This window comes from bacterium (assembly GCA_030693425.1).
Taxonomy (GTDB): domain Bacteria; phylum Patescibacteriota; class Minisyncoccia; order Minisyncoccales; family GWA2-46-15; genus GWA2-46-15.
Genome location: JAUYAM010000002.1, coordinates 265,452 through 278,651, shown reverse-complemented (window position 1 = coordinate 278,651; position 13,200 = coordinate 265,452). Strand labels below are relative to the sequence as shown.

17 protein-coding genes are annotated in these 13,200 nt (G+C 42.7%); 11 read left to right on the top strand and 6 right to left on the bottom strand.

Features of this window, described 5'->3' with window-relative positions; all coding sequences use genetic code 11:
- Positions 1–6: 6 nt before the first annotated feature.
- Genes Q8N16_01960 through Q8N16_01950 form a run of 3 tightly spaced genes read right to left on the bottom strand, consistent with a single transcriptional unit; the run spans position 7 to position 1,687 of the window.
- Positions 7–681 carry an orotidine 5'-phosphate decarboxylase / HUMPS family protein gene (locus Q8N16_01960; protein ID MDP3093505.1) on the bottom strand — a complete coding sequence of 225 codons (675 nt, stop codon included), beginning with the start codon at positions 679–681 and terminating at the stop codon, positions 7–9.
- A complete protein-coding gene (locus Q8N16_01955; GenBank protein MDP3093504.1) occupies positions 662–1,249 on the bottom strand; it encodes a hypothetical protein in 588 nt (195 codons plus the stop codon). Before Q8N16_01955 ends, Q8N16_01960 begins: the two co-directional genes overlap by 20 nt.
- A gap of 9 nt (positions 1,250–1,258) precedes the next feature.
- Positions 1,259–1,687 carry a DUF4395 family protein gene (locus Q8N16_01950; protein MDP3093503.1) on the bottom strand — a complete coding sequence of 143 codons (429 nt, stop codon included), beginning with the start codon at positions 1,685–1,687 and terminating at the stop codon, positions 1,259–1,261.
- Between the two features lie 583 nt (positions 1,688–2,270).
- Here Q8N16_01950 and Q8N16_01945 point away from each other — a divergent pair.
- From Q8N16_01945 to Q8N16_01900, 10 genes are all read left to right on the top strand, one after another.
- On the top strand, positions 2,271–3,560 hold the full coding sequence (locus tag Q8N16_01945; protein MDP3093502.1) for a hypothetical protein: 1,290 nt from the start codon (positions 2,271–2,273) through the stop codon (positions 3,558–3,560).
- A 151-nt stretch (positions 3,561–3,711) separates the two neighbouring features.
- Positions 3,712–3,879, top strand: coding sequence for a DUF5679 domain-containing protein (locus tag Q8N16_01940; GenBank protein ID MDP3093501.1), 168 nt, complete (start codon positions 3,712–3,714; stop codon positions 3,877–3,879).
- A gap of 315 nt (positions 3,880–4,194) precedes the next feature.
- Positions 4,195–4,572 (top strand): type II toxin-antitoxin system RelE/ParE family toxin, encoded by a 378-nt coding sequence (locus tag Q8N16_01935; GenBank protein MDP3093500.1) that lies wholly within the window; start codon positions 4,195–4,197, stop codon positions 4,570–4,572.
- Positions 4,565–4,864 carry a helix-turn-helix transcriptional regulator gene (locus Q8N16_01930; protein ID MDP3093499.1) on the top strand — a complete coding sequence of 100 codons (300 nt, stop codon included), beginning with the start codon at positions 4,565–4,567 and terminating at the stop codon, positions 4,862–4,864. Before Q8N16_01935 ends, Q8N16_01930 begins: the two co-directional genes overlap by 8 nt.
- Positions 4,865–5,149: 285 nt before the next feature.
- Positions 5,150–5,716 carry an NYN domain-containing protein gene (locus Q8N16_01925; GenBank protein ID MDP3093498.1) on the top strand — a complete coding sequence of 189 codons (567 nt, stop codon included), beginning with the start codon at positions 5,150–5,152 and terminating at the stop codon, positions 5,714–5,716.
- Positions 5,717–5,900: 184 nt separating this feature from the next.
- Complete coding sequence (locus tag Q8N16_01920; GenBank protein ID MDP3093497.1) at positions 5,901–6,743, top strand: formylglycine-generating enzyme family protein; 843 nt, start codon at positions 5,901–5,903, stop codon at positions 6,741–6,743.
- Positions 6,733–7,608 carry a ComEC/Rec2 family competence protein gene (locus Q8N16_01915; GenBank protein ID MDP3093496.1) on the top strand — a complete coding sequence of 292 codons (876 nt, stop codon included), beginning with the start codon at positions 6,733–6,735 and terminating at the stop codon, positions 7,606–7,608. Before Q8N16_01920 ends, Q8N16_01915 begins: the two co-directional genes overlap by 11 nt.
- Before the next feature lie 80 nt (positions 7,609–7,688).
- Positions 7,689–8,756 carry a nucleoside monophosphate kinase gene (locus Q8N16_01910; GenBank protein ID MDP3093495.1) on the top strand — a complete coding sequence of 356 codons (1,068 nt, stop codon included), beginning with the start codon at positions 7,689–7,691 and terminating at the stop codon, positions 8,754–8,756.
- A 238-nt stretch (positions 8,757–8,994) separates the two neighbouring features.
- Complete coding sequence (locus Q8N16_01905; GenBank protein ID MDP3093494.1) at positions 8,995–9,858, top strand: hypothetical protein; 864 nt, start codon at positions 8,995–8,997, stop codon at positions 9,856–9,858.
- Between the two features lie 141 nt (positions 9,859–9,999).
- A complete protein-coding gene (locus tag Q8N16_01900) occupies positions 10,000–10,359 on the top strand; it encodes a hypothetical protein (GenBank protein MDP3093493.1) in 360 nt (119 codons plus the stop codon).
- A gap of 283 nt (positions 10,360–10,642) precedes the next feature.
- On the opposite strand, the gene Q8N16_01895 is transcribed toward Q8N16_01900, so the two are convergent.
- Genes Q8N16_01895 through Q8N16_01885 form a run of 3 tightly spaced genes read right to left on the bottom strand, consistent with a single transcriptional unit; the run spans position 10,643 to position 12,083 of the window.
- On the bottom strand, positions 10,643–10,996 hold the full coding sequence (locus Q8N16_01895; GenBank protein MDP3093492.1) for a Type 1 glutamine amidotransferase-like domain-containing protein: 354 nt from the start codon (positions 10,994–10,996) through the stop codon (positions 10,643–10,645).
- Positions 10,997–11,027: 31 nt separating this feature from the next.
- Entirely contained in the window at positions 11,028–11,207 is a 180-nt protein-coding gene (locus tag Q8N16_01890) for a hypothetical protein (protein MDP3093491.1), read from the bottom strand.
- Positions 11,208–11,210: 3 nt separating this feature from the next.
- On the bottom strand, positions 11,211–12,083 hold the full coding sequence (locus Q8N16_01885) for a hypothetical protein (protein ID MDP3093490.1): 873 nt from the start codon (positions 12,081–12,083) through the stop codon (positions 11,211–11,213).
- Positions 12,084–12,588: 505 nt separating this feature from the next.
- Between Q8N16_01885 and Q8N16_01880 the strand changes: the two genes are divergently transcribed.
- Entirely contained in the window at positions 12,589–13,188 is a 600-nt protein-coding gene (locus Q8N16_01880) for a site-2 protease family protein (protein ID MDP3093489.1), read from the top strand.
- Positions 13,189–13,200: the final 12 nt, after the last annotated feature.

The window sequence follows — 13,200 nt, the reverse complement described above, 5'->3', positions numbered from 1 at the left end:
AAGCTTTCAAACTTTGTTTATAAGCTCTAAAAATTCTTTGGCTAACTCGGCCGTTTTTTCAGGAGCTTCGTAAAAAGCCCGCCAGACAATCGTTATATTGGCATCGTTGAAAAACGAGCTGGTGACTTCTCTGACGGTTTCTCCTCCGGCCACGGAAACCAGGATGTTATTGTAGGTTCCCTTGACTCGGCGGATGTTGCGGAGGGGAAGCTGTCTTTCCCGGTTTAGATCGGCCTCGTCAACGCCGCGGTGAAAGACGACGATTTTCGGCAGCTTTCTCAATTTTTGCAGGACCTCAAATGGAAACTCGACATTCATCATGTCAACCATTGAATCAATATTGGCCATTTTGCATTTATTAATAAATTCAGAAATGGTTTCAATTGGCGCTAGTCCCAAACAGGTAGCTGCTGAAGCTCCGGCCAAAGAAACCGCCTCAACTTCAGTTGAGCCTCTGTCCATGCATTTGAGGTCGGCCACAATATAGCCCGGCTTTTGCAGTTTTTGTTCCCAGCAATCTTTTAAAAAAGTGATTCCTTTGACACCGTACCTTTTAATTAAAGGAGTGCCAGCTTCAATTAAAATTCTATCGGAAACAGGCAAAAAATTAATCATATGCCTGACTTCGGGCAAGGAGCGGTTAAAGGCGATTTGCAGATATTTAAATCTTGGATTTAGCATTTGTTTTTGCTTTTTCCAACTCTTCTTCTAGTTTTCTGATTTTCTCCTTGAGCTCAATCATCCTTAATTCCCGGCCAACAGCCAGTCTATTAATCTTTTCCAGCTCTTCTAGTTTTTCTTCCAACTCTGTGGTTCGTATATCAACTTTCTGGCCAAGATTTTTGGTCAAATTCTCCAATTCCTTAGTTCTTTCTTTGATTTTCCCTTCAAGAGAGGCTTTGGCCTCCTCCAGAGCGATTCTTGCTAGTTTTTCGGCAAAATTCGCTTCGATGATCTTTTCCGTAGTTCGGGTCGTGAAATAACCGTAAGCTAAAACTAAGATAAAAACAATAAAGACATGGGCGCGAGTGATTTTGCCATCTATCAAAAAAGCAAGAACAAAAGAAATAAGCGCTAACAGTAAACTGATGCCTAGGTACTGGGCAAAAGGACACTGGCGGAATCTTAACTCGCAAAACCAGCAGCGTTTAGCCGGCGGATACCCAAGCGTAGTTGCTAACCAGCAGTTCTTATTAATATAGGTTGGAGTACCGATCGTTTTCGGGGTCGGCTGTTTTAGCTTTTCCATAGTTTTTTTTCACTTTCTCAAAGCCTTTTTGATAGTAGCGTACATTATTGAAGCAACGCAAGCTCCGGTGATTCCGGCGAGGAGCATTAAAAACGAATTGAGCAAAACCATTGCCCAACCAAAAGACACCCATTTATCAAGTCCAAAGAGCAGAGCCGGGATAAGCAAGAACGAGGCGCCCAAGCCACAGGCAAGAGAAAGTTCAGCCGAGTCTTTGGCAACCGGCTCTTCTTCTTTGCTCTTCAGGAGTTTTTTGAGGAAATTGAGGTGGAGCTGATAGACGATATTATACTTTAAAGAAATCGCTGCCATGGCCATAATAATTCCCAGAACAAAGACCAGCCACTGGTTTTGAAGGAAGTAGGCAAGCAAAGCAACAATGCCGAAAAAGCTCCTGGCAAACCTAAGAGAACTATTATACGCAAAACAAGGATTCATATTATTATAATTTTACTTTTTAATTATGATGACCTTTTTATATTGTATCACACCCGCGTCTTTGGGTCATGCAAGACTTTACAAACAAAGACTTTTCTGATTTGATGATGATGAGAGGAGGCTAATATGCCTAGAGGAGTCGGAGTGGGCGGAGTATGGGAGTCGCCCCTAATAGTAGTCCTTATATGCAGTGGACAGGAGGGAGGAGAGCGCCACTATTGGACAGAAGACCGTACGAAAACTGGATGGGGGCAAATAGGAGGCGTTATCTGTCCGAGATGCGGCGCGACAGCAAAGGGCATAATGTTTGGCGAAGGCGATGAAGAAAGCTTTAAAGCCTACATGGCCAATCTTCGACAAACGCCAATCTTGTACGTTGCGATGAATATAGAGTAGTCATCTACGCTGTAAAGTCTGCCAAGTGGGAAAATTCACGAGGCAGATTTTATTTCCTGTCCGTGAAAATCACGGCTTTGGCCGTGGATGAAGCGGCGGGAAAGAACTCGCCGAAGGCGAAGCCTGAGGATACCACGGGCTTGCCCGTGATAGTTCATTTATCGGAAAATATGCTAGAATCGAAGATATGATTCGGAAGAAGATTTCAGTTATTCTATTTTTGTCAGTTTTACTTGCCGGCGCTTTTCTCGCCAGCCAGGTTTTAGCGGATAACGATATTTCCCCACGCACCAGAGAGCCAAAAACTTTAGCAATCGGCGAAGGGCTCTCGGTGCGGGGTTCCGCCACGCTCACAAGGGTTGATGCTAATTTGCCAAACAATAGTGATTCCTCCTTGCGAGCGCGGCTTCATTTTTTCTACGGTTCCACCTGTCCTCGTTGCCAGGATGCCGAGGCTTTCCTTAAAACCCTGAAAGCAGGTTATCCGGATCTAAATATAGTTTCCTATGAGGTTTTCGGCAGCCAGGAAAACGCCAGACTTTTTGAGAAATTTTTGAAAGCGGCCGGCGAAGAAGAAACTCTTAGGGTGCCGACGATTTTTATCGGCGGGAAAACCGTCATTGGCTACGGCGGAGATCAGACTACCGGCAAGGAGATTGAAGAGGCGGTCAGGTTTTGCCTGGAGAATTCTTGCCCTGACCCTCTGGACAAAATCGAGAAAGAAGAGCCAAAGGTTTTTAAACTGCCTTTGATCGGCGAGTTCGACCCCAAAAAGATTTCTCTGCCGGTATTGGCAGTAGTCGTTGGTGTAATGGACGGATTCAATCCTTGCGCTATGTGGGTTTTGCTTCTTTTAATCTCTTTGCTTCTGACGGTCAACTCCAAGAAAAAGATTTGGCTGGTTGGCGGCACCTTTATTTTAGCTTCCGGCATTCTCTACTTTCTTTTTATGACCGTCTGGCTGAACCTGTTTTTATTCCTCGGCTATATTAATTTTATCAGGATTATTATCGGGGTTGTCGCCGTTGCCGTCGGTTTCTGGAGAATTAGAGATTTCTTTTCCTGGAAGCCGGGAGTATGCAAGGTTACGGACGAAAAGTCTCACAGCAAAATTGAAGCAAAAATCAGGAAGATTTTGGTTCCGGCGGCCTTGCCTGCGACTTTTCTGGGGATAGTGGCTCTGGCTTTCTCGGTAAACCTGGTTGAGCTTTTCTGTTCGGCCGGCTTTCCGGCCATTTTTACCCAAGTCCTGGCTATCCAGAAGATCGGCGCCTTCCAGAAGTACCTTTATATCCTGGTTTATGATTTCTTTTACATGCTCGACGACCTAATTGTTTTTTCTTTGGCGGCAATGACCTTGCAGAAAATCGGTTTTACCGACAAATACAGCCGCTGGAGCGCCTTGATCGGCGGGGTTTTACTGCTTTTGCTGGGGCTGGCTTTAACTTTTAAACCAGAGTTATTGATGTTTGCTTAAAGGTTTTACCCCTTGACGAACAAACTTGCTTAAACTAAGGTAAATTAAGGCAAACTTACGAACAAATCCCGCCCGAAGGCAAAATGATGAGGCGGAAAATAAAAGGTCGGTAGGGTTTTCCCAACAATTAAATTAAACTTTTCTTAAAAATATGGCAGAAACAGCAACAGCATATTGCGTAAAGTGCAAGGCAAAGAGAGAAATGAATGACCCCAAGGAAATCACCATGAAGGGAAAGGGCGGGACTAAGAGACGGGCTATGACCGGCATTTGTCCGAAGTGCGGAACCAAGATGTTCAGAATTCTCGGCAAAGCCTAGAAACAGCGCTGTTTTTAAAAAAACAGATTTTACCCAAGACCGCAGTTGATGCGGTCTTGGCTTTTCATTACGCGCGGGTTCGCCCTATCATTCGATAGAGCGCCATGTCGGATGACATGGCGAATCCCGTCCCCTGGCAAACTAGTTAATTAGCGCCTAGGGAATTAGCGTCTAGAGAATCGCCAGAGGGGCGGCTTTTTGATTAAAATATGATATAATCTAATAATCTAATTCAAAAGATGGACGAGCACGCACGGTAGATTCAAAGTATTTTAACATAATTTTTGACACGCACTACTTGACAGCATATCATCTATGATATACCCTGATAATATAGAGTATAAAGTAAAGTTTTATAGGAATTCTCAAACCAGCAAAAGTCCTGTTTTAGAGTATATAGAAAATCTTGGTTATAAAGAAAGAGCAAAAATCTTAAAATACATTGAATTCCTGAGAGGGCATAAAGGATATTTAGACGAACCGTATTCAAAACATATAAAAGGGAAAATCAGGGAATTAAGAGTAAATTTTAGCAAAAATAGATTCAGAATTTTCTACTTTATATTTATCAGGAAAACAATAGTTTTACTTCACGCGTTCTTGAAGAAAACCGAAAGAACGCCAGTTCAGGAAATCAAAAAAGCTGAAGAAAATTATTACGACGTCATAAATAACCCGAAATTATATGAATAGAACAAAAAAAATGCAAAAAGCAGTTGATTTCCAAGAATACTTGAAAAATCAATTGAAAAACCCTGAGATGAAGGAACACTATGACGAATATGGCAAGCGCCTAGAAATCGCTTACCAGATTTTAAGATTGCGTAAACAAAACAAAATGTCGCAAGCGGAATTGGCAAAAAGGATCGGCACTAGACAAAGCAATGTGGCTCGTCTAGAAACGGGTCAACAGAATTTTACTACCGAAACCCTCCAAAAAATAGCTTTGGTTTTTGACCGCGATCTCAAAATAGAATTTGTTTAACCAACCAAGCAGGCCATTCGGCTCCCTCGGGACTGAGTCCTCGGGACGAACGTCTGAGAGTCTCAGATCTTCTGATTCAGAGAATCATCCCGTTCAGGGTCTGAGACCCTTCAGGGTCGAATGACAGATTCGATGAACTCGAAGAGCAGGATTAATGGTTTCAGGTTCCGTCGGTTTCAGGCCTTGACATAAATGTATATGAGCGTATGATGAAACTACTATGAACACTACCTCTGCTTCGGCAAGGGTAGTTTTTTATTTCAAGCGATGCTATAATTATTTTATATGGATAATCTCAACCCAAAAGAAAAAGTTGCTGTCTATATAGACGGAAGCAATTTTTATGGCTATCTAAAAGATAAAGAGGTAAATTTTCCCAAAGGCGTTAAGTTTGATTTTAAGTCGTTTGTAGATTTTTTGGTCGGCGATAGAATATGCGTTTCAAAAAGGTATTATACGGGTGTTTTTAGAAATCTTGACGGGACTGAAAAAAGTCAGCAATTAGTATATGGACAACAAAAATTCTTTACCAATCTTGGAAAAGACGGTTTTACGATCAAGCGCGGTAGGATCATGCCGATCGGCAAAATATATAAAGAAAAGGGCACTGATGTGAAAATCGCGGTTGATTTAATAGTAGGGGCCATTGATAACGTATACGACACGGCAATTTTAGTCAGCTCCGATACAGATTTAATTCCGGCTATCCGTTATATCAAATATAAAGAAAGGAAATTAGAATATGTCGGTTTTTCCCACGCTCCATCTCTGGGAATGCAAAAATACGCAAATTTTTCTCGGCTTTTACTACCAGAGGATATAGAAAAATTCAAAGAAAAAACTCTTCTATAGGTTTACTAGATAGGTTCTAACCCCAGTACAACAGCAAAGCTGTATGCGGGGCAGGCGTCGTCCCGTAGGCAGGATAAACGAGTTTATAGCTTTTAGTTATTAGTTTTTAGACCTGATCGCCATTGCCCGCCGGAGTTTAACAACGGAGGTGGGCAAAGAGGCGGTTTTTTGATAAAATAACAGTATGATTGAGCCAGAATTAGTAAAAATTCCTGAAGGGGAATCCATGATGGGATCAACCAAAGAACAAATAGAAGATTTGTTTAAAAGGTTTCCCGAGATAGACAAAAGATTGCTTGAAAGAGAATTACCCCAGCACAAAGTTTTCCTTAAAGAATACTATATTGGTAAAACTCCCATCAGCAACAGAGAGTTTTTAGCTTTTATTAAAGATACGAGTTATGTCACTACTGCAGAAAAAGAAGGAACTGGAATGGTTTTTACTCCAGGATTTAATGAGATAAAAGGGGCCGACTGGAAACATCCCCAAGGGTCAGCTTCTGGCATTGATGAAAAGATGGACCATCCGGTTGTTCAGGTTTCCTGGCATGACGCTATTGAGTATTGCCGGTGGCTATCCAAAGAAACCGGAAAAAAATATCGGCTTCCCACAGAAGCTGAGTGGGAAAAAGCGGCCAGGGGGACAGAAGCAAGAATCTTTCCCTGGGGAAATAGCTGGGATCCTGATATCTGCAACGCTGAATACAGAATCAAGGATACGACTCCAATAAAGAGATTTTCGCCTGACTCAGACAGTCCCTATGGCTGCGCTGACATGTGCGGGAATGTTTTTGAGTGGACCTCGACCACTATTGGGAGCATTGAGCCATGGCCGTCAAAATATAAATATCCTTATAACCCGAAAGACGGCAGAGAAGATCTGGCTGTTAATACAAGAAGGGTGGGAAGAGGAGGTTCTTATTCCCGGGGCGAGGTTTTCTGCAGAGCGGCTTTTAGGTTTGCGGATCTTCCAGATGACCGGTATTCGACTCAGGGATTCAGGCCTGTCTTAGAATATGAACATTAGATCCAGAAAACTTATCATTGGCATTATAGCGATTCTTTTTTGTTTTAATGTTTTGGCCTGGACAGCTGTTTTTCAAGCCAGCGGGCAATCTCTAAAAGTAGTTTTCTTTGATGTTGGCCAGGGAGACGCTATCTTCATTGAGACTCCGAAAAAGACCCAGATTCTGATTGACGGCGGTCCTTCAAAAAAGATTGTTGAAAAACTTGGTAAAGAATTGCCTTTCTTTGACAGGTCACTTGATTTTATCATTGCCACTCATCCTGATTCAGACCACATAAGCGGGTTAGTCGAGGTATTGAAGAGTTATAAGGTAGGTTTGGTCGGCTGGACAGGGGTCAAGGGTTTGACGTTAGAATTCCAGGAGCTTAGCAATGAAATCGAGGAAAACAAATCAAGCAAAGTTGTCTTAAAGAAAGGCCAAAAAATCCTTGTCGGCAGAAACCTTTTCTTTGAAGTCTTGGCGCCTCTGGAGGATTTTGAAGGAAAGGCAGTCAAAGACTATAATACTTCCTCTTTGGTTTTGAGAATGGTTTACGGTAAAAACACTTTTCTCTTTACCGGAGACGCTCCCGTATCTATTGAAAAGAAACTAATAGAAGAGGGGACCGATATTTCAAGCCAGGTTCTCAAAATCGGCCACCACGGCTCTTCAAGTTCGACCGGAGAATCTTTTCTTGAGAAGGTTAACCCAGAAATTGCCGTCATTCAGGTCGGTAAAGATAATAGGTACGGCCACCCGGCTCCAGAAGTCTTGGGAAGATTAGAAAAATATGGTATCAAAGTGATGAGAACAGACGAGCGGGGGAATATCAAGGCTTTTTCTGATGGCGCAAAAATAATAATTAATACGGAGAAAAGAGATTAACTCGGGTTTTTGCATCTAGTATCTTGTATCTGGTATTTCGTATACTAGATACTAAATACAAAATACTAAATACAAGGAATATGGATTTTCCTTTTTTTAAAACCAAAGTTGAAGGATTGAGCAAAAAGCTTAATTTATCAGACCCATCCGAACGATGGGAATATTTTCATTTAAAGGCGGGCCCGGAAATCGAAAAGATAAAAACTTATCTTGAGAAAAACAGTTTTATCGCCTACCTTTTAGGGAAAAAGAATTCAGGCAAGGGCACTTATTCAAAATTGTTGATTGAGATTTTTGGAGAAGACAGAATGGCCCAGATTTCAATTGGAGATCTGGTCAGATCTGTTCATAAAGCGGTTGAGGCTAGCGAGGAGGAGAAAAAGTCATTGATTGAGTTTTTAGAGAAAAACTATCGTGGCTATTTGCCCATAGAAAAAGCCATTGATGCTTTATTGGGCCGCGATCTTAAAACGCTTTTGCCTACCGAATTTATTTTAGCTCTTTTAAAAAGGGAAATTTCCAAAGTTAGCAAAAAAGCATTGTTTTTAGACGGCTTTCCGAGAAACTTGGATCAGGTTTCCTATTCTTTATTCTTTAGGGAGTTGATTGGCTATCGGGATGATCCGGACTTTTTTGTTTTAATTGATCTGCCGGAAAAGGTTATTGAAGAAAGAATGAAGTATAGAAGAGTTTGTCCCAAATGTCAGACTTCAAGAAATCTAAAATTATTGCCAACTACTAAAATTGACTATCACCAAGACAAAAAAGAGTTTTATTTGTCTTGCGATAACCCGACTTGCAGCGGAGCTGAAATGATAAGTAAAGAAGGGGGCGATTTGGGCATGGAAGGGATCCGTGACAGGCTAAACATCGATGCCAACCTGATTAATAAAGCCAATTCACTTTACGGCATTCCCAAGATTCTTTTAAGGAATTCCATACCCGCTGACCAGGCAAAGAATTTGGCTGACGATTATGAGATTACTCCGGAATACAGCTATAAATGGAATGAGGCGGAAAAGAAAGTTGTTGTTATTGAAAAGCCCTGGGTTTTTGCTGATGACGAGGGCGTGCCTTCGGTCAGCCTGCTGGCGCCGGCAGTAGTCGTTTCTTTGATAAAGCAACTAGTCAAGGTTTTGGGCATTTAGTTAAAATTAAATTGCCGGGGTAAATCCATTGACATTGAAATATCGATAAACCTACGATCGTAGGTTTATCGATTGTTTTTGTTCTAGGTTTGAGAATCAAAAAAGGCCGGGAAAGGCCGGGCGTTTTTGGCGTGAGGTTTGACAAAAGTTGATAATCATTTTATAATCTAGATTAAGTTCTTTGCCAATCAGTCCGCAAGTCCAATCCATTAGTTTTATGCCCTGAAAGGAGGGCAAAATGAAAAGCTCAAAGACAATCGCGATTCTTATTATTATGGTTTTGGTGGCGCTCATCGCGGGCGCCTGCGGTCCCAAACCATCTGAATCCATCTGGCCGGAAAATGAGTACGCCCCCGGCGTGCCCCTTCCGCCTGAGCCGCCGGTCCTCACCCCACAAGATTTCATCATTGACGCCAATCTTTGGGTTGAGGATCATGGCATCCCCACTGGCCTGCTCCCGCAAGAATGCCAGGAATCAGATCAGACCGTTCCTCTCGCCGGAGATGAGAGAATGATCATCTGCGGCGACTATAATCAAGAGGACATTCTGGAAGGTGTCGCGATCGGCGCGGTTGCCCTTACTATTACCACACTTTCTCCTATTCTTGGGGACGAGGTGGTGGCGGCGATCGTGGTCAGCAACGAAGTCAAGTTGCTGATCGTTATTGCCGCGTCTGTATGGTTGATAAATTACATGGCCTCTGGCGTGTATGCGCCGGTTCATTCAAATCCGGCGCACGATCCGTATACGCCAGGGGCTTGGGCAAATGTAGAGCTCAACTGGTTTCTGGCGAATTACGCCGGAATCATAGCGTCTACCAGGTATGGCGGGCCTCGTTGTGGCGCCTGGGTAGACGCTAATGGGAAGGTCAAACGCTGGCAGTGGTGGATTCCGGTCGCTGAAACGGTCGGGACCCTGTTTTGGGCCTACGTCACTAACGGCGTAGCGTCCAACTGGGGCGGGGTTTATCCCAGAAAGCTGTTAAGCAGTTTACGGGAATCTCCCCTCAGCCATATGTACGATAACTGGACGTTCAAGCCCTGTCCAAAGGGACAGATGCCAAATCCCTTTGACTTTACCCCGCCGCCGGCTATGCCTTAGCCGGTCGGCATTCAAGGACTGATTGGAAAAACATAGTGGCGGCGAGCAATCGTGGCCACTTTTGTTTTGACAAAAACAATTTATTTTGGTAATAAAGATTAAACTGTTTGTCCTTTCAATCTTTTTGGTGAGGAGGATCATATGTTCAAGATCTTTGTGGTTCTGGATAGTATGTTGGCGACGGGGGTTGGTACTGAGCAGTTGAGAAATATTGTTTTGGGAACTGCCAATCGTTTTGGCCGGAACAATACCTGCGAGGTTTTGGCTTCAACGCGGGTGTTTGAGCCTGAGGAACATGTCAGGATTCTGGCCATCCACTATGGCTCAACCGGCGACGTGCTGAAGCGAGAAGAAGTGAGTCGTTTCCAGAACGAGATTCTGGGCGGAGTGGGAGTTTTTCTTTATCCCAAGACAAAGTTCATTTCTCTCGAATTTGTCAACGCCGGATGGTCTTTATTCGAGACATGGGATATAGAGGAGCAGATTAAAGAGACCGAATAGTTGTTTCTAAAAGAATCGGCTGCGCGCTTTTTGCCAGCCGATTTTTGCTTGACCAGTGATTTTGCTTTGCGGTACAATATAAGCGGTCCTGTTCCTTCTTAGTTAGATTCGGCAATACATTTTTTTAGGGAGTCTTTATTTCCGCCGCCCGTGGGCGGCGGAAGCGGACACCCACCAGTGAATTTTCACCGGATTATTCTACTAGGAGGGAATTGGGCCATCAAAGACCGTCCCGCTTTTAGCGGGGCGTTTTTTGGTCGAGGGTCTTTTTTGAGACGAGAAGTTATTTATAAATTACTACCCATTTGTAATTGGGGAGAGTGAGGATGGGCAAACTCTTTTTATGGGCGATGAGTTTTTTCAGCCACTTGCCGTATGTTTTTTGGTCATAATGGCAAAAGGTTTTGATATTGAGAATTCCTAATCCCTTACCGAGTTTTGGCGGGAAATTCGTGCAAAAATATTTCGATAGAACATAAACACCGGACGAAGAGGCAACGACAATTTTATTTTTGAAGGACCGTTCGAGATCGGGAAATTTAGAAAGTTTTTTGACGAGCCGAAACGTCTTGCCGCCGGCAAGGAAAATTATGTCAGCATTTCTTACTTGTTCAGCAAAATCATTTTCGCTAGCCAAAACAAATTCTAATCTTTTATTTTTACTGTGTTTAATTATTCTGTTTTTGTCTCTTCGAAAGAGCGCGGGGGGTTTCTTCACTTTTTCTGGCAAAATAACAAAGCAAAATTTGTGCCCCGTTTTTAGCATCGGCAGTGATTTCGGTGAAGAATGAATCGTTATCTCGATTTATTTCTTTGGTATAGCCGCCGTGGAGAATGTATTTGGTCATATTTTAAGCTAGTAATTGTTTGGATAAAACTCTATTGAGGTTTTTAATAGGAAACAGGTCACGGGGATAAATTTCTATAAGGGGGATTTTCGATTTTGTAGATATCTTTCTTTTCTCTAAGATAATATTATCATAATTTTTCATTTCTCCAGCTAATCCAAAAAATTCTATCAATTTCCCATTGATGGCAAAATCAGCAGTATAGGGACTTTCGGGGTAGGCGACATTTCTTTGGTGGATGATTTTTCTGGCAGACAACCAGTTATCGATTATCTTTTCGGCGACGGAATCGCAAATATGACCATCGTTGGCAATCTGTTTTTCCGAAAACATCACCGGATTCGGTTTAAAGCCAGACGCCTTTACCGCATTATTCCAGTTACCGAATAAGTATCTCGCTGTTTTATAAATGCCGTACATCTCTCGCTTAACCGGTATTCTTTTCCGCTTTCGATAGAAATCTTTGATCCGATTAATAATCTGCTCTCTGTGTAAATCTTCCGGTATCTTTTTTGGGTTAATGCGGTGAGCTGATGAGCAGTATTTCCTTCCACGCGGTATCGGTTTTCTGCATAAAGGGTTAGCGCATAGATTTGGCGGCAGGTTCTTATAGCGTTCGCGGTTGTTAAAAACGGCGGTGCAGGATGAAGAACAAAAAGATCTTTTAACTATCTTTATTTGCGAAATCTCTCGATAGAATTTTTGCCCACAAGTTGGATTGGCGCATGTTAAAAATTGTCTCGTAGTCCTAAGGCGAGATAGGCACCGTGGAGAGCAAAATTGTTTCCAACCAGATTTTTTAGATTCGTTAATTCTGCCAATCGAGCGATAAAACTTTTTTCCACAGAAATTACATTTAACCGGCAGAAGTTTCATACGGTTTTTGTTTAGATGTCGGGCTGCCCGGAGGTGCGCCGGGACCGCCACTACCCCAAAGTGGTATACTACTGTTATACTACAGCCCGTAAATATTAAATTCCAAGCACCAAGCATCAAATCCCAAACAATATCCAATGACCAAAGTTTAAATATTTAAACGGTTTAGAATTTTGGAATTTGGAATTTATTTGTAATTTGGATTTTGAAATTTGGATTTTAAGACCGTTATGTTTTAGCCATTGCCTTGATGCATTTTGTACACGCTCGAACTCTTTTCCCATTATTCAAACGAACCCATTGCAAATTGGGATACTTTCTTCTTTTGATGGTGGGGTTGTATTTTCCCCGGAGCTTTCTCAGCTTCCAGGTTACGGTTGAAGTTTTTTTGCAGATTGAGCAGATATTCGCCATGACGTTTATTAATGCTGGTTAATGTTTTAGTTCGGGTTTAATGTTACACTAAAACCTGTATTTTTACAACCTTTTGTGGTAAGATAATTTCATGTTTACGATTTTCACTTTAGTTGTTCTGCTTTTTTCCCTGGTCATCCACGAGGTTTCTCACGGATTGGCCGCAGAAGCTCTGGGCGACAACACTGCCAAGGACCAGGGCCGGTTGTCTTTAAACCCCTTAAAGCACCTGGATCCTTTTGGTTCGGTTTTGGTACCTTTGCTTCTATTCATGGTGACAGCCGGCCGGGGGCCTCTTTTCGGTTGGGCAAAGCCGGTGCCGGTCAATCCTTATAATTTTAAAGATCAAAAGTGGGGCCTGTTGAAAGTTTCCCTGGCCGGGCCGGCAGCCAATTTCCTGGTGGCGGTTTTTTTCAGCATCATCATCAGGGTTTTCCCGTTGCCTGGGCTAATGATCCAGCTCTTAGGGACGATTATTTTGTACAATCTCTTGTGGGGATTTTTCAACCTGGTGCCTTTTCCTCCGCTCGACGGTTCGTCGATCCTTTTTTCTTTGCTGCCGGAAAAGTTTTCCAGAGTCAGGCTTTTTTTTCATCAGTACGGCCCGTTTCTGCTGGTGTTTTTCGTTCTCTTTGGTTTTCGCTTCCTCAATACCCTTGTTTTTTCAGTCTTTAAGTTTTTGGTCGGGTAATCGCGTTGACAG

What these genes read in the sequence shown, in the direction of transcription:
- Q8N16_01960 (MDP3093505.1), bottom strand. Translation starts at nt 681, where the DNA reads ATGCTAAATCCAAGATTTAAATATCTGCAAATCGCCTTTAACCGCTCC.
- Q8N16_01955 (MDP3093504.1), bottom strand. Translation starts at nt 1,249, where the DNA reads ATGGAAAAGCTAAAACAGCCGACCCCGAAAACGATCGGTACTCCAACC.
- Q8N16_01950 (MDP3093503.1), bottom strand. Translation starts at nt 1,687, where the DNA reads ATGAATCCTTGTTTTGCGTATAATAGTTCTCTTAGGTTTGCCAGGAGC.
- Q8N16_01945 (MDP3093502.1), top strand. Translation starts at nt 2,271, where the DNA reads ATGATTCGGAAGAAGATTTCAGTTATTCTATTTTTGTCAGTTTTACTT.
- Q8N16_01940 (MDP3093501.1), top strand. Translation starts at nt 3,712, where the DNA reads ATGGCAGAAACAGCAACAGCATATTGCGTAAAGTGCAAGGCAAAGAGA.
- Q8N16_01935 (MDP3093500.1), top strand. Translation starts at nt 4,195, where the DNA reads ATGATATACCCTGATAATATAGAGTATAAAGTAAAGTTTTATAGGAAT.
- Q8N16_01930 (MDP3093499.1), top strand. Translation starts at nt 4,565, where the DNA reads ATGAATAGAACAAAAAAAATGCAAAAAGCAGTTGATTTCCAAGAATAC.
- Q8N16_01925 (MDP3093498.1), top strand. Translation starts at nt 5,150, where the DNA reads ATGGATAATCTCAACCCAAAAGAAAAAGTTGCTGTCTATATAGACGGA.
- Q8N16_01920 (MDP3093497.1), top strand. Translation starts at nt 5,901, where the DNA reads ATGATTGAGCCAGAATTAGTAAAAATTCCTGAAGGGGAATCCATGATG.
- Q8N16_01915 (MDP3093496.1), top strand. Translation starts at nt 6,733, where the DNA reads ATGAACATTAGATCCAGAAAACTTATCATTGGCATTATAGCGATTCTT.
- Q8N16_01910 (MDP3093495.1), top strand. Translation starts at nt 7,689, where the DNA reads ATGGATTTTCCTTTTTTTAAAACCAAAGTTGAAGGATTGAGCAAAAAG.
- Q8N16_01905 (MDP3093494.1), top strand. Translation starts at nt 8,995, where the DNA reads ATGAAAAGCTCAAAGACAATCGCGATTCTTATTATTATGGTTTTGGTG.
- Q8N16_01900 (MDP3093493.1), top strand. Translation starts at nt 10,000, where the DNA reads ATGTTCAAGATCTTTGTGGTTCTGGATAGTATGTTGGCGACGGGGGTT.
- Q8N16_01890 (MDP3093491.1), bottom strand. Translation starts at nt 11,207, where the DNA reads ATGACCAAATACATTCTCCACGGCGGCTATACCAAAGAAATAAATCGA.
- Q8N16_01885 (MDP3093490.1), bottom strand. Translation starts at nt 12,083, where the DNA reads ATGAAACTTCTGCCGGTTAAATGTAATTTCTGTGGAAAAAAGTTTTAT.
- Q8N16_01880 (MDP3093489.1), top strand. Translation starts at nt 12,589, where the DNA reads ATGTTTACGATTTTCACTTTAGTTGTTCTGCTTTTTTCCCTGGTCATC.